The 15,860-nt window shown below is 26.7% G+C and carries 18 protein-coding genes and 1 pseudogene; 18 read left to right on the forward strand and 1 reads right to left on the reverse strand.

All coding sequences use genetic code 11. From position 1 onward, the window contains the following. Positions 1-107: 107 nt before the first annotated feature. Positions 108-2,870, reverse strand: a complete 2,763-nt coding sequence (locus QN326_RS00220; protein ID WP_342386592.1) for a cation-translocating P-type ATPase — start codon at positions 2,868-2,870, stop codon at positions 108-110. Between the two features lie 1,015 nt (positions 2,871-3,885). Here QN326_RS00220 and QN326_RS00225 point away from each other — a divergent pair. The 18 genes and pseudogenes from QN326_RS00225 (at position 3,886) to QN326_RS00310 (ending at position 15,847) form a co-directional block, all read left to right on the forward strand. Beyond that, positions 3,886-5,016, forward strand: a complete 1,131-nt coding sequence (locus QN326_RS00225; RefSeq protein ID WP_034172415.1) for a hypothetical protein — start codon at positions 3,886-3,888, stop codon at positions 5,014-5,016. 487 nt (positions 5,017-5,503) lie between these two features. Further along, on the forward strand, positions 5,504-5,947 hold the full coding sequence (locus tag QN326_RS00230) for a hypothetical protein (RefSeq protein WP_342386593.1): 444 nt from the start codon (positions 5,504-5,506) through the stop codon (positions 5,945-5,947). 138 nt (positions 5,948-6,085) lie between these two features. Beyond that, positions 6,086-6,721, forward strand: a complete 636-nt coding sequence (locus QN326_RS00235; RefSeq protein WP_342386594.1) for a sigma-70 family RNA polymerase sigma factor — start codon at positions 6,086-6,088, stop codon at positions 6,719-6,721. Beyond that, positions 6,715-7,029, forward strand: coding sequence for a single-stranded DNA-binding protein (locus QN326_RS00240; protein WP_342386546.1), 315 nt, complete (start codon positions 6,715-6,717; stop codon positions 7,027-7,029). Before QN326_RS00235 ends, QN326_RS00240 begins: the two co-directional genes overlap by 7 nt. A 56-nt stretch (positions 7,030-7,085) precedes the next feature. Next, positions 7,086-7,496, forward strand: a complete 411-nt coding sequence (locus QN326_RS00245) for a DUF2963 domain-containing protein (protein ID WP_034172330.1) — start codon at positions 7,086-7,088, stop codon at positions 7,494-7,496. A gap of 23 nt (positions 7,497-7,519) precedes the next feature. Next, positions 7,520-7,891, forward strand: a complete 372-nt coding sequence (locus QN326_RS00250) for a DUF2963 domain-containing protein (protein WP_017193723.1) — start codon at positions 7,520-7,522, stop codon at positions 7,889-7,891. A gap of 57 nt (positions 7,892-7,948) precedes the next feature. Continuing rightward, a complete protein-coding gene (locus QN326_RS00255) occupies positions 7,949-8,281 on the forward strand; it encodes an HU family DNA-binding protein (protein ID WP_342386595.1) in 333 nt (110 codons plus the stop codon). A gap of 13 nt (positions 8,282-8,294) precedes the next feature. Next, positions 8,295-8,438: a hypothetical protein gene (locus tag QN326_RS00260; protein WP_342386596.1), complete on the forward strand. Its 144-nt coding sequence runs from the start codon at positions 8,295-8,297 to the stop codon at positions 8,436-8,438. Positions 8,439-8,475: 37 nt separating this feature from the next. Then, positions 8,476-8,895 (forward strand): hypothetical protein, encoded by a 420-nt coding sequence (locus QN326_RS00265; protein ID WP_342386597.1) that lies wholly within the window; start codon positions 8,476-8,478, stop codon positions 8,893-8,895. A 13-nt stretch (positions 8,896-8,908) separates the two neighbouring features. Next, positions 8,909-9,190 carry a hypothetical protein gene (locus tag QN326_RS00270; RefSeq protein WP_342386598.1) on the forward strand — a complete coding sequence of 94 codons (282 nt, stop codon included), beginning with the start codon at positions 8,909-8,911 and terminating at the stop codon, positions 9,188-9,190. Positions 9,191-9,214: 24 nt separating this feature from the next. Continuing rightward, positions 9,215-10,027 (forward strand): hypothetical protein, encoded by an 813-nt coding sequence (locus QN326_RS00275; RefSeq protein WP_034172485.1) that lies wholly within the window; start codon positions 9,215-9,217, stop codon positions 10,025-10,027. A gap of 5 nt (positions 10,028-10,032) precedes the next feature. Then, a complete protein-coding gene (locus QN326_RS00280) occupies positions 10,033-10,959 on the forward strand; it encodes a hypothetical protein (RefSeq protein ID WP_342386599.1) in 927 nt (308 codons plus the stop codon). A gap of 25 nt (positions 10,960-10,984) precedes the next feature. Continuing rightward, positions 10,985-13,039 (forward strand): annotated as a pseudogene (locus QN326_RS00285) (AAA family ATPase). 93 nt (positions 13,040-13,132) lie between these two features. Further along, entirely contained in the window at positions 13,133-13,747 is a 615-nt protein-coding gene (locus QN326_RS00290; protein WP_342386601.1) for a sigma-70 family RNA polymerase sigma factor, read from the forward strand. Positions 13,748-13,977: 230 nt separating this feature from the next. Next, a complete protein-coding gene (locus tag QN326_RS00295) occupies positions 13,978-14,310 on the forward strand; it encodes a single-stranded DNA-binding protein (RefSeq protein ID WP_342386602.1) in 333 nt (110 codons plus the stop codon). A gap of 138 nt (positions 14,311-14,448) precedes the next feature. Continuing rightward, the gene (locus QN326_RS00300) at positions 14,449-14,628 is read left to right on the forward strand and encodes a hypothetical protein (protein ID WP_017193191.1); all 180 of its coding nucleotides are present in this window, start codon (positions 14,449-14,451) and stop codon (positions 14,626-14,628) included. Next, positions 14,618-15,448 carry a DNA adenine methylase gene (locus QN326_RS00305; protein WP_342386603.1) on the forward strand — a complete coding sequence of 277 codons (831 nt, stop codon included), beginning with the start codon at positions 14,618-14,620 and terminating at the stop codon, positions 15,446-15,448. The genes QN326_RS00300 and QN326_RS00305 overlap by 11 nt, the downstream gene beginning before the upstream one ends. A 108-nt stretch (positions 15,449-15,556) precedes the next feature. Next, complete coding sequence (locus QN326_RS00310) at positions 15,557-15,847, forward strand: HU family DNA-binding protein (protein ID WP_342386604.1); 291 nt, start codon at positions 15,557-15,559, stop codon at positions 15,845-15,847. Positions 15,848-15,860: the final 13 nt, after the last annotated feature.

The following is a 15,860-nucleotide window of genomic DNA, read 5'->3' on the forward strand; positions in this document are numbered from 1 at the left end:
TAGTTAAAAAAGTAGTTTTATGAGTTTAGGAGACTTAATAATTATATTAATAAACAAAAAAAGACCTCTAAAAAAGAGGTCTTTTATAAATTATTTAATTGTAAGTATTAGTTTATTTTTGATTGTTTTTGGTTCTTAAATGCAAATACTTTTTTCCAGATAGTATCAAATAATAACATAACTAAAGGACATAATAATAAACATAAATAATGAGATATATTAATATCCTTAGTATGGAATATATCACTTAAAGAACTAAATTTAGTAATTAATACAAAGAATAATACTTCAATTATAATACCATAGTACAATATTTTATTAGGTTTTTTGATAGTTTGCCAAAAGTAAAGTTTGTTAGAACGACAAGCAAATGCGTTTCCTACTTGAGCAAAGATAACAGCTCCAAATGCCATAGTAGAAGCTAGGAAGAAGTTGTCTTTTGTATTAAAATTGTAAACTGCACAAAAAAATGCTAAAGACATTAAACCTTCAACTATTCCTAAAAAGCCATAACTACGTTTTAATACTTTAGCGTCCATTAGATGGTCGTTTTTAGTACGTGGTTTTTGGACTAATAAACTTGGGTCAGTTTCTTCAGCTCCTAGAGCAATAGCAGGAATTAAGTCAGTTAAAAGATCAATTGCTAAAATTTGTAAAACATATAAGTAAGGTTCTGTAACTCCTAAAAAAGCAATAGCGATGAAAGGAAAGATTTGAGGGATATTAGAAGCAAAGACATAAGTTATGAATTTTTTGATGTTTTCATAAATACAACGTCCTTCTAAAACAGCTTTGGAAATAGTTGCAAAATTATCATCTAATAAAATCATATCAGCAGCATTACGAGCAACATCAGTGCCTGCTTTTCCCATAGCAATTCCTATGTGAGCTGCTTTAAGGGCTAAAATGTCATTAACTCCGTCGCCAGTAACTCCTACTACTTCTCCATTGTTGCGGTATGCTTGAACAATTTTTAATTTATGTTTGGGAGTAGTGCGTGAAAAGACAACTGGATGAGGGCTTTTGAGGACTTCTTGTAATTTTTCTAAAGACATTTTGTCAAGGTCACAGCCGTCTAAACCAACGAACTTGTCTTGGATGATTCCTACTTGTTTACCAATGGCAGCAGCAGTAAGACTGTAATCTCCTGTAATAATAGTAATTTTTAGTCCTGCTTGAGTTAAGTTTTTAACTGCTTCTTTAACTTCTTCTCTTGGTGGGTCGTAATTAACTGCAAAACCTAAGAAAACCATATCTTCTTCTAGGGGAGGATTTTGTTCAATTTTTTTGTAAGCAAGAGCAAGAACGCGGTATCCTTGGCTTGCAAATTGGTCGTTTTGTTTAAGGAAAGATTCTTTTTCATGAGGGCTAAAAGGACTTACTTGAGAACCTTTGTATTGCATTTGACATTGTTCAAGGACAATATTAGGAGCTCCTTTAATAAAGAGATATTGTGAATTGGTGTCATATGCAGGTTCTTGGTTGTTTTTAACTAAGACACTCATTTTTTTACGTTCGGAAGTAAATGGGTTTAATTGGATGATTTCTAAGTTGTTTTTTACTTCTTCAATGTTGTAACCGTATTTTTTAGCAGCAATTAATAAAGCTCCTTCAGTAGGATTACCGATTAATTCAAATTGGTGGGGTTTAGTTGGCGTAGGAACTAATTTAGCCTCAGAGCATAGAACTGATGCAATTAAGAATTTTTCAATTCCTTTTTTGGAGACAGTATTGTTTGGGCAAACACTAAATGTTTGTTCGTCGTTATAGCCAGAACCTTTTAATTTGATAGTGCCATCAGGAGTTACAATTTTTCTTACTGTAAGTTGGTTTTGAGTTAGAGTTCCTGTTTTATCAGTACAAATAACAGTAGTAGAACTGAGGGTTTCTAGGGAAGAGATTTTTTTAACTAAAGCGTTTTGTTTAGCCATTCTTTGAGAACCAACTGCTAAACTTAGATTAACGGTAGGAAGTAAGCCTTCAGGAATGTTTGCAACTAACATACCAACTGCACAAACAATTGCTGCTCTAAAAGAATCTATATTATATTTTTCTGCTTTGAAAAAACAAATCATAAAGACAAATAAAGCTGCACAAGAAGCAATAATACTTACTTTTTTAACAATGTGGTTCATTTCTTGGTCTAGAAGGCTTTTGCCTTTTTCAATGCTTTGAGCAATGCTTGAAACTTCTCCAATTTGGGTGTTGTTTCCAATAGCATAAACAACTGCAAAACAACTACCTTGAGTAACTGTAGTACCTGCATAAACTAAATTAGGCATTTCAGCAATGGAATGATTATCTTCGAGGTTTGGCATTTCAGTACGGTTTAAAGGAATGGTTTCGCCTGATAACATTGAGTTGTCAACAAAAAAGCTATTAGATTGAATAATACGTGCATCTACTGGAACTTGGGTTCCTGTTTCTAAAAAGATGACATCTCCAATGGTAAGTTCAATAACATCCATTAATTCTATTTTTTTGTTGCGGTAAACTTGAACTTTTTTAGGAATCATTTTACCTAAGGAAGACAACATTTTATCAGCTTTGTATTCTTGGGAAAAAGAAAATAAGCCATTTACAATGATAACTAAAATAATAGAAATACCGATGGCTGCTTCTTTGGGATTAATTACAAAAATCATTAATGCTGCTATCCATAATAAAATAGCCATTACCGAGGTAAATTGTTTGATGAATTGTTGCCAAAACGGAAAAGATTCGCCTTGTTTGATAATATTTTTACCGTAGAGAGTTTGTCTTTCTTGGGCTTGTTTGTCAGTAAGTCCGCAAGCATCGGTGTTTAGATGTTTGACAACAGCATCTTTATCAAGACGACTGATTTGCAAAATTTCTTCTTTTTTATTCATATAAAGTTGTTTCCTTTGACTAAATTTATATTTTAGTATTTTGTTAACTGATATATAAAAAATATTTGCAAGGCTATAATGGTGGATAAAATTAAATGGAATAAAGGAATTCAAAATAATAAGGATGATAATTGAGTAAGATAATTTTTTGGTGGGGAAGTTTGGTTGGGGTTTTGAGTTATGTGGTTTATGTGGTTTGTTAGTCTTGTTTGTGTGCAAAGTCATTTGTATGTTTTTTTGCCTTCTTGCTCTTGCCTTTTTGTTTTGCATTTGCAAGTTTAATAAATTAGTTATATTGTTTTTATAACTACTAAAAATAAATCAGAAAAGTGCCACAACCAAAGTTATAAAGTATTATCTTGGTTCAATTTTGCAAAATTAAATTATTTTTTAGTTCGTTTATTCTAGTCATCTTTCTTTTGATGATCAATTATTTTTTATAAGCCTGATTAAATTATAACAAAACAAAAAATAAAAGCTAATAATAAATGTTAAAAAAATGCATTATTTTGGGAATTTGGAACCAAAAACCGTTATTTTGGGAATTATTTGGGTGGAATTGGGTGAATTTTGAAAAAAAATTGTTATTTTTTTGTATCCGTTTTAGTTAATTTTTGGCAGTTGTTGTGATTTGGGATTGGATGAAACAAAATAATAAATTTTTAAGGATGGAATTAGTTATAAAATTTTTTTAAAGTGGTTTTATTAAATATATAAATCACCCAAATGCATTCAAATTTATAATTCTTAAATCCATATTATAAAATATAATAATATATGATGTAGAATTTTAATATTTGTTTATTTGTAGTATATCATTTTGATAACTAATTATCAAGTATAAAATTTATCATCCATTAATAAAGCACATTATTTATTATTTGCTATATGATTTTATTTTATATCATCCAAAAAACTTTATTATTTCAAATAATATTAATCACTTTATTCTGTTATTTTTTCATGTTAAATTTTAATTTAACTTTTTTAATTTTAAGGAGATAAAAAACTAAATATGATTTCTAAAATCCCAAAATTATTTTGGACAAACATTGCTATTATTATTTTTGTAATAATTGGGATAAAAGAATTTATAGATTTGCCAAAAAAATTGTCAATTGATTTAAATACTAACCCAACCCATATTATTTGTGATGTTGTTCCTGTAGGGGCTTGTTTTACAAAACCTTCTATCAATATGTCATTAAAAAAACACCATTTATCTTCTGCAAAACCTCATTATAATATTTATACGGATGAAAAATATATTCCTTTAATGCCTGAACTTTTGGAAACTCAGTTAATGAAAGAAGGCAAAGAACACCGCGATAATAAAGTGATGCAAATTGCCATACAAGCCAAAGAGCACCAAAATAAAAAGTTTAATTGTTCTATTTTACAAGAAGAAAAAAAATTTTTAAGAGAAATCCAACCAAATGGCATAATTATTGAAGGTTTTTTAGACTCTTGTTTGCTTACACAAGTGATTTTACCAAGTGGATCTATTTTTAAATATTATATGCCAACACAAGACAATATACAAACTATTAAAGAAATTTGGTGTGCTAATGGACAAATCCTAAAACCTGATTTTTCTCATATTTTGCATTTTTCTATGATGCAAACACCAACACCCCTTACTCCTAGTCAACTAACAGCTTATCATGAAGCAGGACATGCCTTAATAGTTTTGCAATTTCCTTTTGCATTATGTTCGGTTGCCAAAATTTATATTCAAGAAACAACTACTGATTTGACCGCTGATTCGATGTTTTTTTTTGGACAAACAGTTGTTAGGCATCCAAAATTAAATCAAGGTTGGCAAAGATTAGTTTTACAAGCTTTTGGAGGTGCAGCTGCGCAACAGTATTTAGCTAATCAAGGCAAAATTCCAAAAGAAAAAATATTTTCAGGAATTGATGATGATTTTCAATTTATAGAAAAACTTTTAATGGAAAATAATCAATTAAATAAAGTAGATTTGAATAAATTATTTCAACAAGCTTATAATATTGTTGCAAATAATAAAGATTTATTAGATATTATTGCCCAAGAAATAGACCAAAAGAAACTTTTACAACAAATAGATATAGAAAGAATTATTAAAGATAATCATATTTTGGTTGCTAAATTAAGAATTGGATAAATAATTTTAATTTATTTTTTTGTTAATTTTATCGATTTATTTTTGTTTTTGTTATCAACTTAGAATTAAAATTATTGAATAATTAAAATATTTTGCCAAAATAAATCTAAATCCCAAAAAGAGGCTTTTTTAAAGTCTCTTTTTTTATTTATAAAATTGCAAGTAAAACTATCAGAATATAAGGATTAGTGAGCAAATTTTATCGTTTTTTTGTGATAAAATGACATTAATATCAGTTTTTTGAATCACTTCTGCTAATTTTTAAAAGAGGAGCAAAAAGGATGTAAAAAATTTACCATGAAGAAAACAACAATTATTTTATTTTAACATTATCTTTTTTTAGTTTTTAGTTTTGCAATTGCAATTAGCTCATTTTATTTTAACATTTTTTAAAAAAGAAATAAATAGAAAGAAAAAAATATTGAAATTTATAAAAAATAATCTTGACAAATAAACCTAATTTCAAAGAAAATAAGACAAATTAACTATGAAAATTAAAATATTGAAAAAGGAAAGAAATGTATATGTATGGTTAGGAATTTTGGTGGTTTTAATTCTAATAGAAAGTAGCGTTTTTGGTTTTTTAATATTAACAAACAAACTTCAATATAATGTTAAAAAATCTGAAGAACACACACAACCTAACTTTTCTAAAACTTTAGATTTTAATAATCTTGATTATAACCAAATTGATGAAAAAATGCTCAAAACAGCAGTACACGAAGCAGTACATACAGTTGTTGCTTTGAGTGTAGGCAGAATTATTAATTCAGTTTCTGCCCAAACTTTGAGTAATTATAATGCTGATGGTGGAACTTCTTATTATCGACTAGATGATAACATTATGAAAGAAAAAGATTATTTAGATGAAGTTATTATTAATCTTAGCGGGCGTGCTGCTGAAGTACTTTTGTTTCAAACGGATGCGTGAGGTGTTCCAAAAGTTTAGACACTTTTTGCTTTTTAAAAATTCTTTAAGACTAACTTAATAGTTAGTCTTTTTTTTGTTTCAAAGACTAAAAAAATAATTTCATATCTTTTCTAAAAAACGTTTTTAGAGAGGAATTGAATGTTAAGACAAAAATTATTTAAAGATTTTTTAAAAAATAAAAAGAATTTAGAAATTCGCAATCAATTAATCGAACTTCATTTACCTTTAGTAAAAAAACTAACTTATCAATTTAAGTATTACCCTAAAGTTTTAACTAAAGAAGATTTATATCAAGAAGGGATTTTAGGATTAATCAAAGCCCTCAATAATTACCAAGATTTAGGCTATGACTTTGTTACTTACGCAACTCCAAAAATAAAATTTGCAATCAGCGAACTAATAAGAAAAAGCCACTCACATTCAATCCCCCAAAAAACAACCAAACCAAATAATATCAGTTTTAAAGAAGAACAATACAAACAATCTAATTGGGATAAAATCCTTAATCCACATCAATTATGGCTAAAACAAGTAAAACATGAATTATTAATAAAAAAACTAAAAACTAAACTAAGCAAAAATGAATTCAATGTTATTTGTTTAAATTTTGGTATCTCATTAAAAAACAACAACAAACCTAATCAACAACCCCTATCAAATCATGCAATCGCGCAAAAACTTAATTTAAAACTCTCCCAAATTGAAGATTTAAAAGATAATGCAATTAGAAAACTAAACCCAAATTATAAAAATAAGGAGAATAAAAAATGTTAAATAAAGTACAATTAATCGGTAATATCGCTCATAACCTAGAAAAACAATATATCAATAGCAACAACGAACAAATACCTAAAATAGATTTCAATTTAGCAATTAACAATAAAGATAAAGTTCAATACATCCCTTGTGTCGTTTTTAGAAATCAAGCTGAAACCATGAGTACATATTTAAATAAAGGTTCAAAAATATATGCAGAAGGCGCATTATCCATCCAAAAATATACCACCAACGAAGGTAAAACGCGAACAACATCCAAAGTAATTATTCAAAATGTCATTTTTTTAGATAACAAAACCAAATAATATTTAAAAAATTAAGTCCCCAAAAGGGACTTTTTTTATAAAAAAAGGAGAAAAAAATGAAAACAATTATTAAAGAATTTATTGATGATTACGGAATTAAAGTCGTTCAAGAATTCGACAAAATCACTGGCCATATAGTTAAAGCAACTTATTATAAAGATGATGAAAAAATAATTTATTATCGTTCTGATAAAACTATTGACTGTATAATTGAATCCGTTAAAAATACTAGCTTTACGTTTCAAGAAGTTTTTTATCAAGCTGATGGCAAAACTATTGATTATATAGAAAGTTACGAAAGAGATATTGACAAACTAATCAAAGAGACATATTACAAGTCCGATGGCGAAACTATTGATTATATAAAAGAATATGATGGAGAGGATAGCGCACGCATATTACTCAAAAAGACATATTACTATGATGATGGAACTATTAAAAAAATCATTAACTTTTGGAATCAATAAAAATAAAAGGAGATTTTAAAAAAATGAAAAAAATTATAAAAGAAATTATTGATAATAACGGATACAAAATAACCGAGGAATCTAACGAAAACAACCAAATAATCAAAAGAACCACTTACAACCCAGACGGCGTGACAATTTGGTACATCACTGAATACGATCCTCAAACTGGTGAAATAATCAAAGAAACCAATTACAACCCCGACGGAATAACAATTGATTTAATCATTGAATCCGACCCTCAAACTGGTACAATCATCAAAAAAACCTACTACAACAACCTCAACAGCAAAAAAATTGACTTCATCATTGAATATGACCCACAAACAGGAAAAAAAATCAAAAAAACAGGCTACCACCCCGATGGAACTGTTAAAGATATTATTAACTTTTAAAAATCCAATAAAAATAAACAAACAATTAAAAAAAATCAAAAAAGGAGTCAAATCATTATGACGAAAAAAGAATTAATTAAAAAAATAGCTGAGGTAAATAAAACCTCAATAACCCAAACCGAAGAGTTTTACAACTCATTTGAGAATGCTCTAATTAAAGCAATCACATCAAATGAAGAAGTGGTTTTATCCTCTAAAATTGGTAAATTCATCTTAAAAACTAGAAAAGCCCACACAACCCCCGAAACTAAATTCATCATCAATAAACAAACAGGCAAAAAAACAGGAAAAAGAACTGGTAAAAACTTAAAAATACCCGCAAAAACGGTTGTTAGTTTTAAAATGTCAAAACCAATTAAAGATGAAGTCAAAAAACTTCAATTAAAATAAAAGGAGAAACAATATGAGCGATGCAATGACCGAAACATACCAAGGAACTTACTTTAAAGACCGTTCAACTACCAAAATCCCCAAAGATAAAAGGATAAATTTACATCATTCCAACAAAACCTTTAAAAATAAAAAGAAATTACCTAAAACCAAATGAATAAATTTTATAAAAATTATTAAGAAAGTAGGAAATAATGTGGATTTTTTCAATATTTACAATAATTAGTAATTTTATATTAAATTACACTAAAGGATTTACCGCTACTGAAATCATGGAAAGAAGATTGGATGGAATCCAAACAACTCTATTTACAATATTAATCATTACTGGTTTTAAACCTATTTTTAAATTAATTAAAAAACCAATTGTTTTTATTAAACAAACTATTCTAAACCTATTTTTTCCTAATAAAAAACTTCAAACTTTAGAAATAAAAAATGCTAAACAAGAACAACAAGAACAATTATTACTTCAAAAACTAGAACAAATAAAGACTTCGCAAGAAGAAATATTATCCCAAATAGAACAACAAAAACATAAAGTAGCTATTTGGCAATCTAAAAAAGAAAGAAAAAGATTGTTAAAATCTCAAAAAACACACACACCAATCTGAAAGGAAAATCAAAATGACTGATTCTAATTTTACTATTGGTTTTGTATCTGGGGCATTATTTGTTACTGGTTTATGCTTTGTATTTAAATATTTCTTTTTCAGTTTCCTTCAACTATTCAATCCCAACGATACTTACCCAATTAAAAGAAAAACAAAAGAAAATGAAACGCCAAAATCAAATAATCAAAAAAATATAAAAGATGTTAAAAAAGATATCGATAAAAAAATTCCAATCAAACAAGAATATAAGGAAAATACCCCATTAGAAACCTTAATAAATCAAGAAAATAATTAAAAAAAGAAAGGAAAACAAACTCAAATGAAAATTAAAATAAACCCAAAAAAAATTATTAATAAAAAAAATATCCTAACTAAAAGATATTTTTTCAATCTCTTTTTACTTTTAACAATGATAATTGCAACTACAGGAGGTATTGGTTATTATTTTTTTAATCATTCCAAACAACCTGTTTATGAAATTATTGTCAACAAAAACACTATATTTCAAACCAATAATGATGATTGTTTTGATGATTATAATGACAAAATTAAACAATTAAATGAAGAAATAACTATTAAAAATGAAGAATTAAAAGAGCCTAGTTTGTCTCCTCAAGAAAAACAAGTAATAGAACAAATCGTCAAATTAAAAACCCAACAAAAAAAAGAATTACAAATTGATTTATTCTTAAAAAAATTCTTAAAAAAATCTGAAGAAGAAATTTTAGAAATTGATAATAAAATCAAAACAACAAATCAATTAGAAGAAAAACATTCGCTTACAGAAACAAAATTACTTAAAGAAAAAGAAATTATTAAATATCAAAAATTATTAAAAGATAAAGAATTAAATATTGTTAATATTACACAATTAGACCAAAAATTAGTGCAACCTGATTTAAATAGTGCAACTAAAACTGCTTTAGAAAACCAAAAAACACAAAATCAAAACAATATAAAAAACATTAATGAACAAATAACTAAAAAAGTTAATCTCATTAATTTAAAAACAAAAAAGAATGTCATCGAACAAGAATTGCAAGACCCTCAAATTTCTTCTGAATTAAAACAATATTTAATTAAATATAAAGAAAATACCGAAAAACAAATAACTAATTTAGAAACCCAATAAAACAAATGATTACATTAACACTTATTGAAAAAATCTTTATTTGTTTTCTTTGTGTTTTTATCGGATTTGGATTTGCAAATATTATTTATCAACCTCCAAAATATGACTTTATCCAACCTGTTAATTCAACAGACAAAAACAATGTTTTTTTGTCTGTTGAACAATCATCAAATAAAAATACGGAATTAAAAAAATTTAATTCTGCTTTTAAACTCTCATCTAAAGAAATAGATAATTATTTTTATGATAAAATCATCCCCATAAAAGAAAAAGAAATAGATAATATGAAATGTTATAATGTTCATTTAGGCGAAAACAGCAATATCAAAGACGCCTTAGGATGGCTTCATTATCATTTTCCTAATAAAAATTTTAAAAGTAATTTTAGTTATGCTCTTTACAATAATAATTCTTTAAATAATGAAATTGATTTTCAATACCGCATTAAAGAACCCCCTCCTAAAGATTTTTTATTAGCTTATTTTGATGGAGGAACCAGAGATGGAAAAAATAATCTTTATAATTTAGATACTTTAACTCAAATGGGTAACGGCGCTTCTGATTTGTATTTTTTTTGGAGTAATAACAGACCTTATATACCAGAATCAACTTCTTTTACTCCCGAAAATTATCATTTAGAAATAATATATGATAAAGGAACTAATTATGGTGGTCCTAGTTATTTAGCAATAGATAAAATCATTATTAAAGATATTCAAAAAGATAAAATTGTAGCTGTTTACCCAATTAATCAAAAAATCGAAGAACCTTTTTACATTCATAATTATGATTTTGTTTTAAAATTTCCTTTTTATAATTATATTCAAGAAGGAATGTTGTGGACGAATAGTCATATTAAATCTTTAAAAAAAATTGATTTATATGAAAAACGTTCTGGACAAAATCGTACTTTATATTATGATGTCGAATAAAAAAAGATAAAAGAAAGGAACTAATATGAAATTAAAACAAATTTATTTGAATTTGTTAGTTGTATGTGGTTTTGCCATTTTAGGTTTATGGATTTATGGATTTTTTCTAAAAAAATATAACAATAATAATTTATTTCAAAATAACCATCCACCCACCGAACAAAACCAATCTTTTGAAGGAATATCAAAATATCTCGAAGAATTAAAAAAAACTAACGAAGCTCAAATTAATGAAAATAAACAAAGAAATCAACAAATAGAACAATTAACCCAACAAATTAAATTAAATTTAGAGTTAATGAATGATTTCAATATTAAACTTAAAAAATTAACAACTACCAAAGAAGATAAAGAAAACAACCTCCAAAATAAAGACTTAAAAGAAGAAGAAAAGCCCCTATTACAACAAGAAATTGTTTCTTTAAACGAAAAAATACAAAAAATTAACGACAAAAAAGAACCAATCCATAAACAAACTTTGGAATTAATAGAACAAAAAAAACAATTATTAACTACAAAATCAAAATTCCAAGAACAAATTAAAACAACCACTTCTCAAATTATTAAAACTAGCAATAATTTATTTATTACCCAAAAAATTCAAACTTTACAAGAAGCGATGGCTTTGAATTACGCTAATAAGAATATAATTAAAGACTTAATGATTCAAAACAAAGATAATGCTGAAGAATTCCAAAAATTAAAAAGTTATGATTTATTTTTAGACGGACAATTAATCCGTTTTGATAAACAAATTAAACAATTACAAGAAGAAATCAAATCTTTACAAAACAATATTTCTTATCAAACTCAAAACCAAAAAATTATGTTTTCTGATATATATGGTATGAAACAAGAAAAAGAAGAATTAGAAGATTTGATTGAATATTTTCAAGATGATGATTTTAATATGGTTAATTTTGATAAAGTTCGTCCCAAAGGTTATTTGCTTTATGGACCCCCAGGAACAGGAAAAAGTTTTTTGATTGAAGCTTTATGTAATGAATTAGGTATACACTATATTGTATTAGAACCATCAAGATTTGATAAGACTTATGTTGGTGAAGGAAATGAAGAATTGGAAAAAATATGGAAAGAAGCAGAATCACACGAAAAAACAATTATCTTTATTGATGAAATTAGCGGACTAGCTAATCGTGAAGATAATCAATCTAACAAAACAAGCATCAACATTGTTAATAATTTATTAACTAAATTAGATGGATTTAAAAGAAGTGATAAAAAAATTGTCTTAATGGGAGCTACCAATCATTTAGATAAAATTGATAGTGCTTTAAGAAGTAGATTTAGCAAAGAAATTAAAATTGATTTATTAAAAGATGATGAAATTGAAGGATTTTTACAATTTTTGGTAGCTGATTATCAAATTAGTTATCACACTTATCTTTATTTAAAAGAAATTGCTAACAAATGTAAAGGTAAAAACTATTCTACCAGAGATTTAAAAGACAAAATAATTAATCTTTCTCTTCTTAAATTTAAAAAATACAAACGCAAAAACCCCAACCACGAAGTCATGTTGCCTTCAGACCTAGATGAAGCTATTAACACTTTCCAAAACATTAAACTTTCTGACACTGAAAAAAAAGCTAGAAGAAAAGAATGAGAAGACCAATATGTAGAATGGAAGCAAGGATTATTAAAATACTTAACTCCCTCTAAAGATAATACTCAAGTAAACAGAAAGTACATCTTCTATGGGCTAAACGGACTAGGTAAAGGAAAACACCAAGAATACGAACCAACTGACCTCGCCACATTCTGCAAAAACCCATTCAATGAATGGAACGAACCCCTCCCCTACCACCCTGGCTCCGATTTCAATTATTTCCACACAAACTACAAAAACAAAGACTCACAATTTGATGGGGGCAATCGTGTTAGTGTAGACCACTCAAATCACTACATAGAACTCAACTACGAAGGCCCCAAATACCTTCTAGAAGAAGATAAAGACTTTTTTATGGATGAAGTTAATTGTCCTACAAACAAAAAAGACGAAGATAATCTGAACTGTTCCAAAACTTTAGACACTTTTTGCTTTTTAAAAACTCTTTAAGGTTAACTATTAAGTTAGTCTTTTTTTTCTTTTCTTAAGACTAAAAAAAATAATTTCTTATCTTTTCTAAAAACGTTTTTAGAAAGGAATTAAATGTTAAGAGAAGAATTATTTAAAGAATTTTTAAAAAATAAAAAAAATTTAGAAATACGAGATCAATTAATTGAACTTCATTTACCATTAATCAAAAAAATAGTAAATCAATTTAAATATTATCCTCGAGTTTTAACTAAAGAAGATTTATACCAAGAAGGGATTTTAGGATTAATCAAAGCCCTCAATCATTACCAAGATTTAGGTTATGACTTTATCGCTTATGCTACTCCAACCATCAAATCGGAAATAAGAGAAATAATAAGAAAAAGCCATTCTCCTTCAATCCCACAAAAAAATCATAAAAAGGATAATCTTTCTTTTCAAGAAGATTTTTGTGAACCATATCAAATAAATAAACTAAATCCTCATCAATTATGGTTAAAACAAGTTAAGCATGAAAATTTTTTAAAAAAAATGAAAGCAAAATTAAGCGAAACCGAATTCAAAATTATCCATTTAAGTTTTGGTGTTCCTTTAGGGAATATCAACGAAGATTATCAAACTAGTTATTCGAATGAAGAAATAGCCCAAAAACTCCATTTATCTTTAAAACAAATAGAAAATATTAAAAACATCGCTATCAAAAAATTAAAAAAAACAAAAAAACGTTAACCTTTCTCGTCCGTAATGACGTTAAACTAGTTATTTGAAACAATAAAAAAACCAGATTACTTTCAAAGTAATCTTTTTTTATATCAAAATCAAACATAAAACTTTTGAAACAACAGTAATAAACGATTCCAACATCAACAAATTAGATAGTCGTTCAATACATTTGTTTTCAAAAGTTTTAATAATGAAAAAATTAAAAAAATATATCAAAAAGAAAGAAAAATAAAATTATGTTAAACAAAGTTCAATTAATCGGCCGTCTCAGTCATGATTTAGAAAAACAATATATCAATTCAAACAACGAACAAATTCCTAAAATCGATTTTCAATTAGCAGTTAATAACAAAGAGATAACCCAATTCATCCCCTGTGTCGCTTTTCGAAAACAAGCCGAAAACATGAAGAAATATTTACATAAAGGTTCGAAAATTTATCTTGAAGGAACTTTATCCATCCAAAAATACACGAATAATGAAGGTCAAACCAAAATCAATACTAAAGTTATTCTTCAAAACGTGATCTTTTTAGACAATAAACCTCAAACTGATAATTTACCTTTTTAAAACAATCAATTCATAAAACTCAATAACAACCAAATAAACTTAATCATCTAACCCCTTTTCAAAAGGGGTTTTTTATTTGAAAAAAACACACAATTATTGGTAAGGACACCAAAAGAAATAAAAAATAAAGGAGACAAAATGAAAAAAAGATATCCTATTTTATTAACCATTTCCTATTTATTTTTCATCATTAGTAATATTATGGCTTTATTTTTCAATTTTGAATTAGGATTAAAATTTAACGCTACAATCGCCATCTTTTCTGATATTTTCTTTTTATTTTATTTATGGCATAAAGAGAAGAAAGATGAAAATTAATTGGATTGGATGTAAGAAAAAACTTTTACCCCAAATTATTGCTCATTTACCTTCTAAATTTAAAACCTATTACGAACCTTTTTTAGGAAGTGGGGTTCTTTATTTTTATTTACAACCATCAAAAGCGATTTTAAACGATAATGATCACCAATTAATCACTATGTGGAAACAAAGTCTCCAAAATCCCCATCATTTTGTTAACAAGGTCAAAGCCATAGAAAATTATATTTACCAATATAACAACCAAAAGAACCAAAAACAAGCTTTTAAACATTTATTAAACCAATATAATCAAAATGTCAAAAAAAGAAAAAAATTAACCAGGTCAGCTATCTTTTATGTTTTAAATAAATACGCTTTTCGTGGTATTACTCGTTATGATAAGCAAAGTAATTTAAAAACAAATTTTGGGTATAAACCCAAACAAACAACTCCCATCATCAATTTAAACGAATTAGTTACATTCCAAAGACATTTCCAAAAGAAAAAACATGTTTTATATTGTATGGATTTTCGTCAAATTATCGCCAATAGTCAACAAGGCGATTTTCTTTTTATCGATCCACCATATTATTATGAAGGGATTAAAGATAAAGATTTTTACCAAAAACCATTTTCTTTTACTGATCATCAACAATTAGCCTTGGAATTACACCAAGCAACCAAAAGGGGTGTTAAATGGTTATATACCAATTATGAAACAACCCCAATTCTTCATTTATTTTCAAATTGTCACATCATTAAAACAAAAACAACAACAAGCCATTATCTCACCAACAAAAAAATCCATCAAGAAATCATTATTAAAAATTATGAGTAGAATTAAAATTTTTACCATCTTTTCACATCATTAAATTTTAAGCGAAACTCTATTTTAATTTAAATAACAGTAATTTTCAAAAAAAATCAAAAAAGGAGTCAAATTATTATGACAAAAAAAGAATTAATTAAAAAAATCGCTGAGGTAAATAAAACCTCAATTTCAAAAACAGAAGAATTTTATCATATCTTCGAAAAGACTTTAATCGAAGCAATTACTACTAATGAAGAAGTAGTTTTATCACCTCAAATCGGTAAATTCCAATTAAAACCAAGAAAAGCCTACATCGGTAGAAATCCTAAAACAAAGAAAAAATTAAAAATTCCTGCGAAAACAGTAGTCGCTTTTAAACTTTCAAAATCCATTAAAGATAAAGCGAAAGAACTAAAATTAAAATAAATTCAAAGGAGAA

The organism is Candidatus Phytoplasma asteris, assembly GCF_038505995.1.
Classification (GTDB): Bacteria; Bacillota_I; Bacilli_A; order Acholeplasmatales; family Acholeplasmataceae; genus Phytoplasma; species Phytoplasma asteris.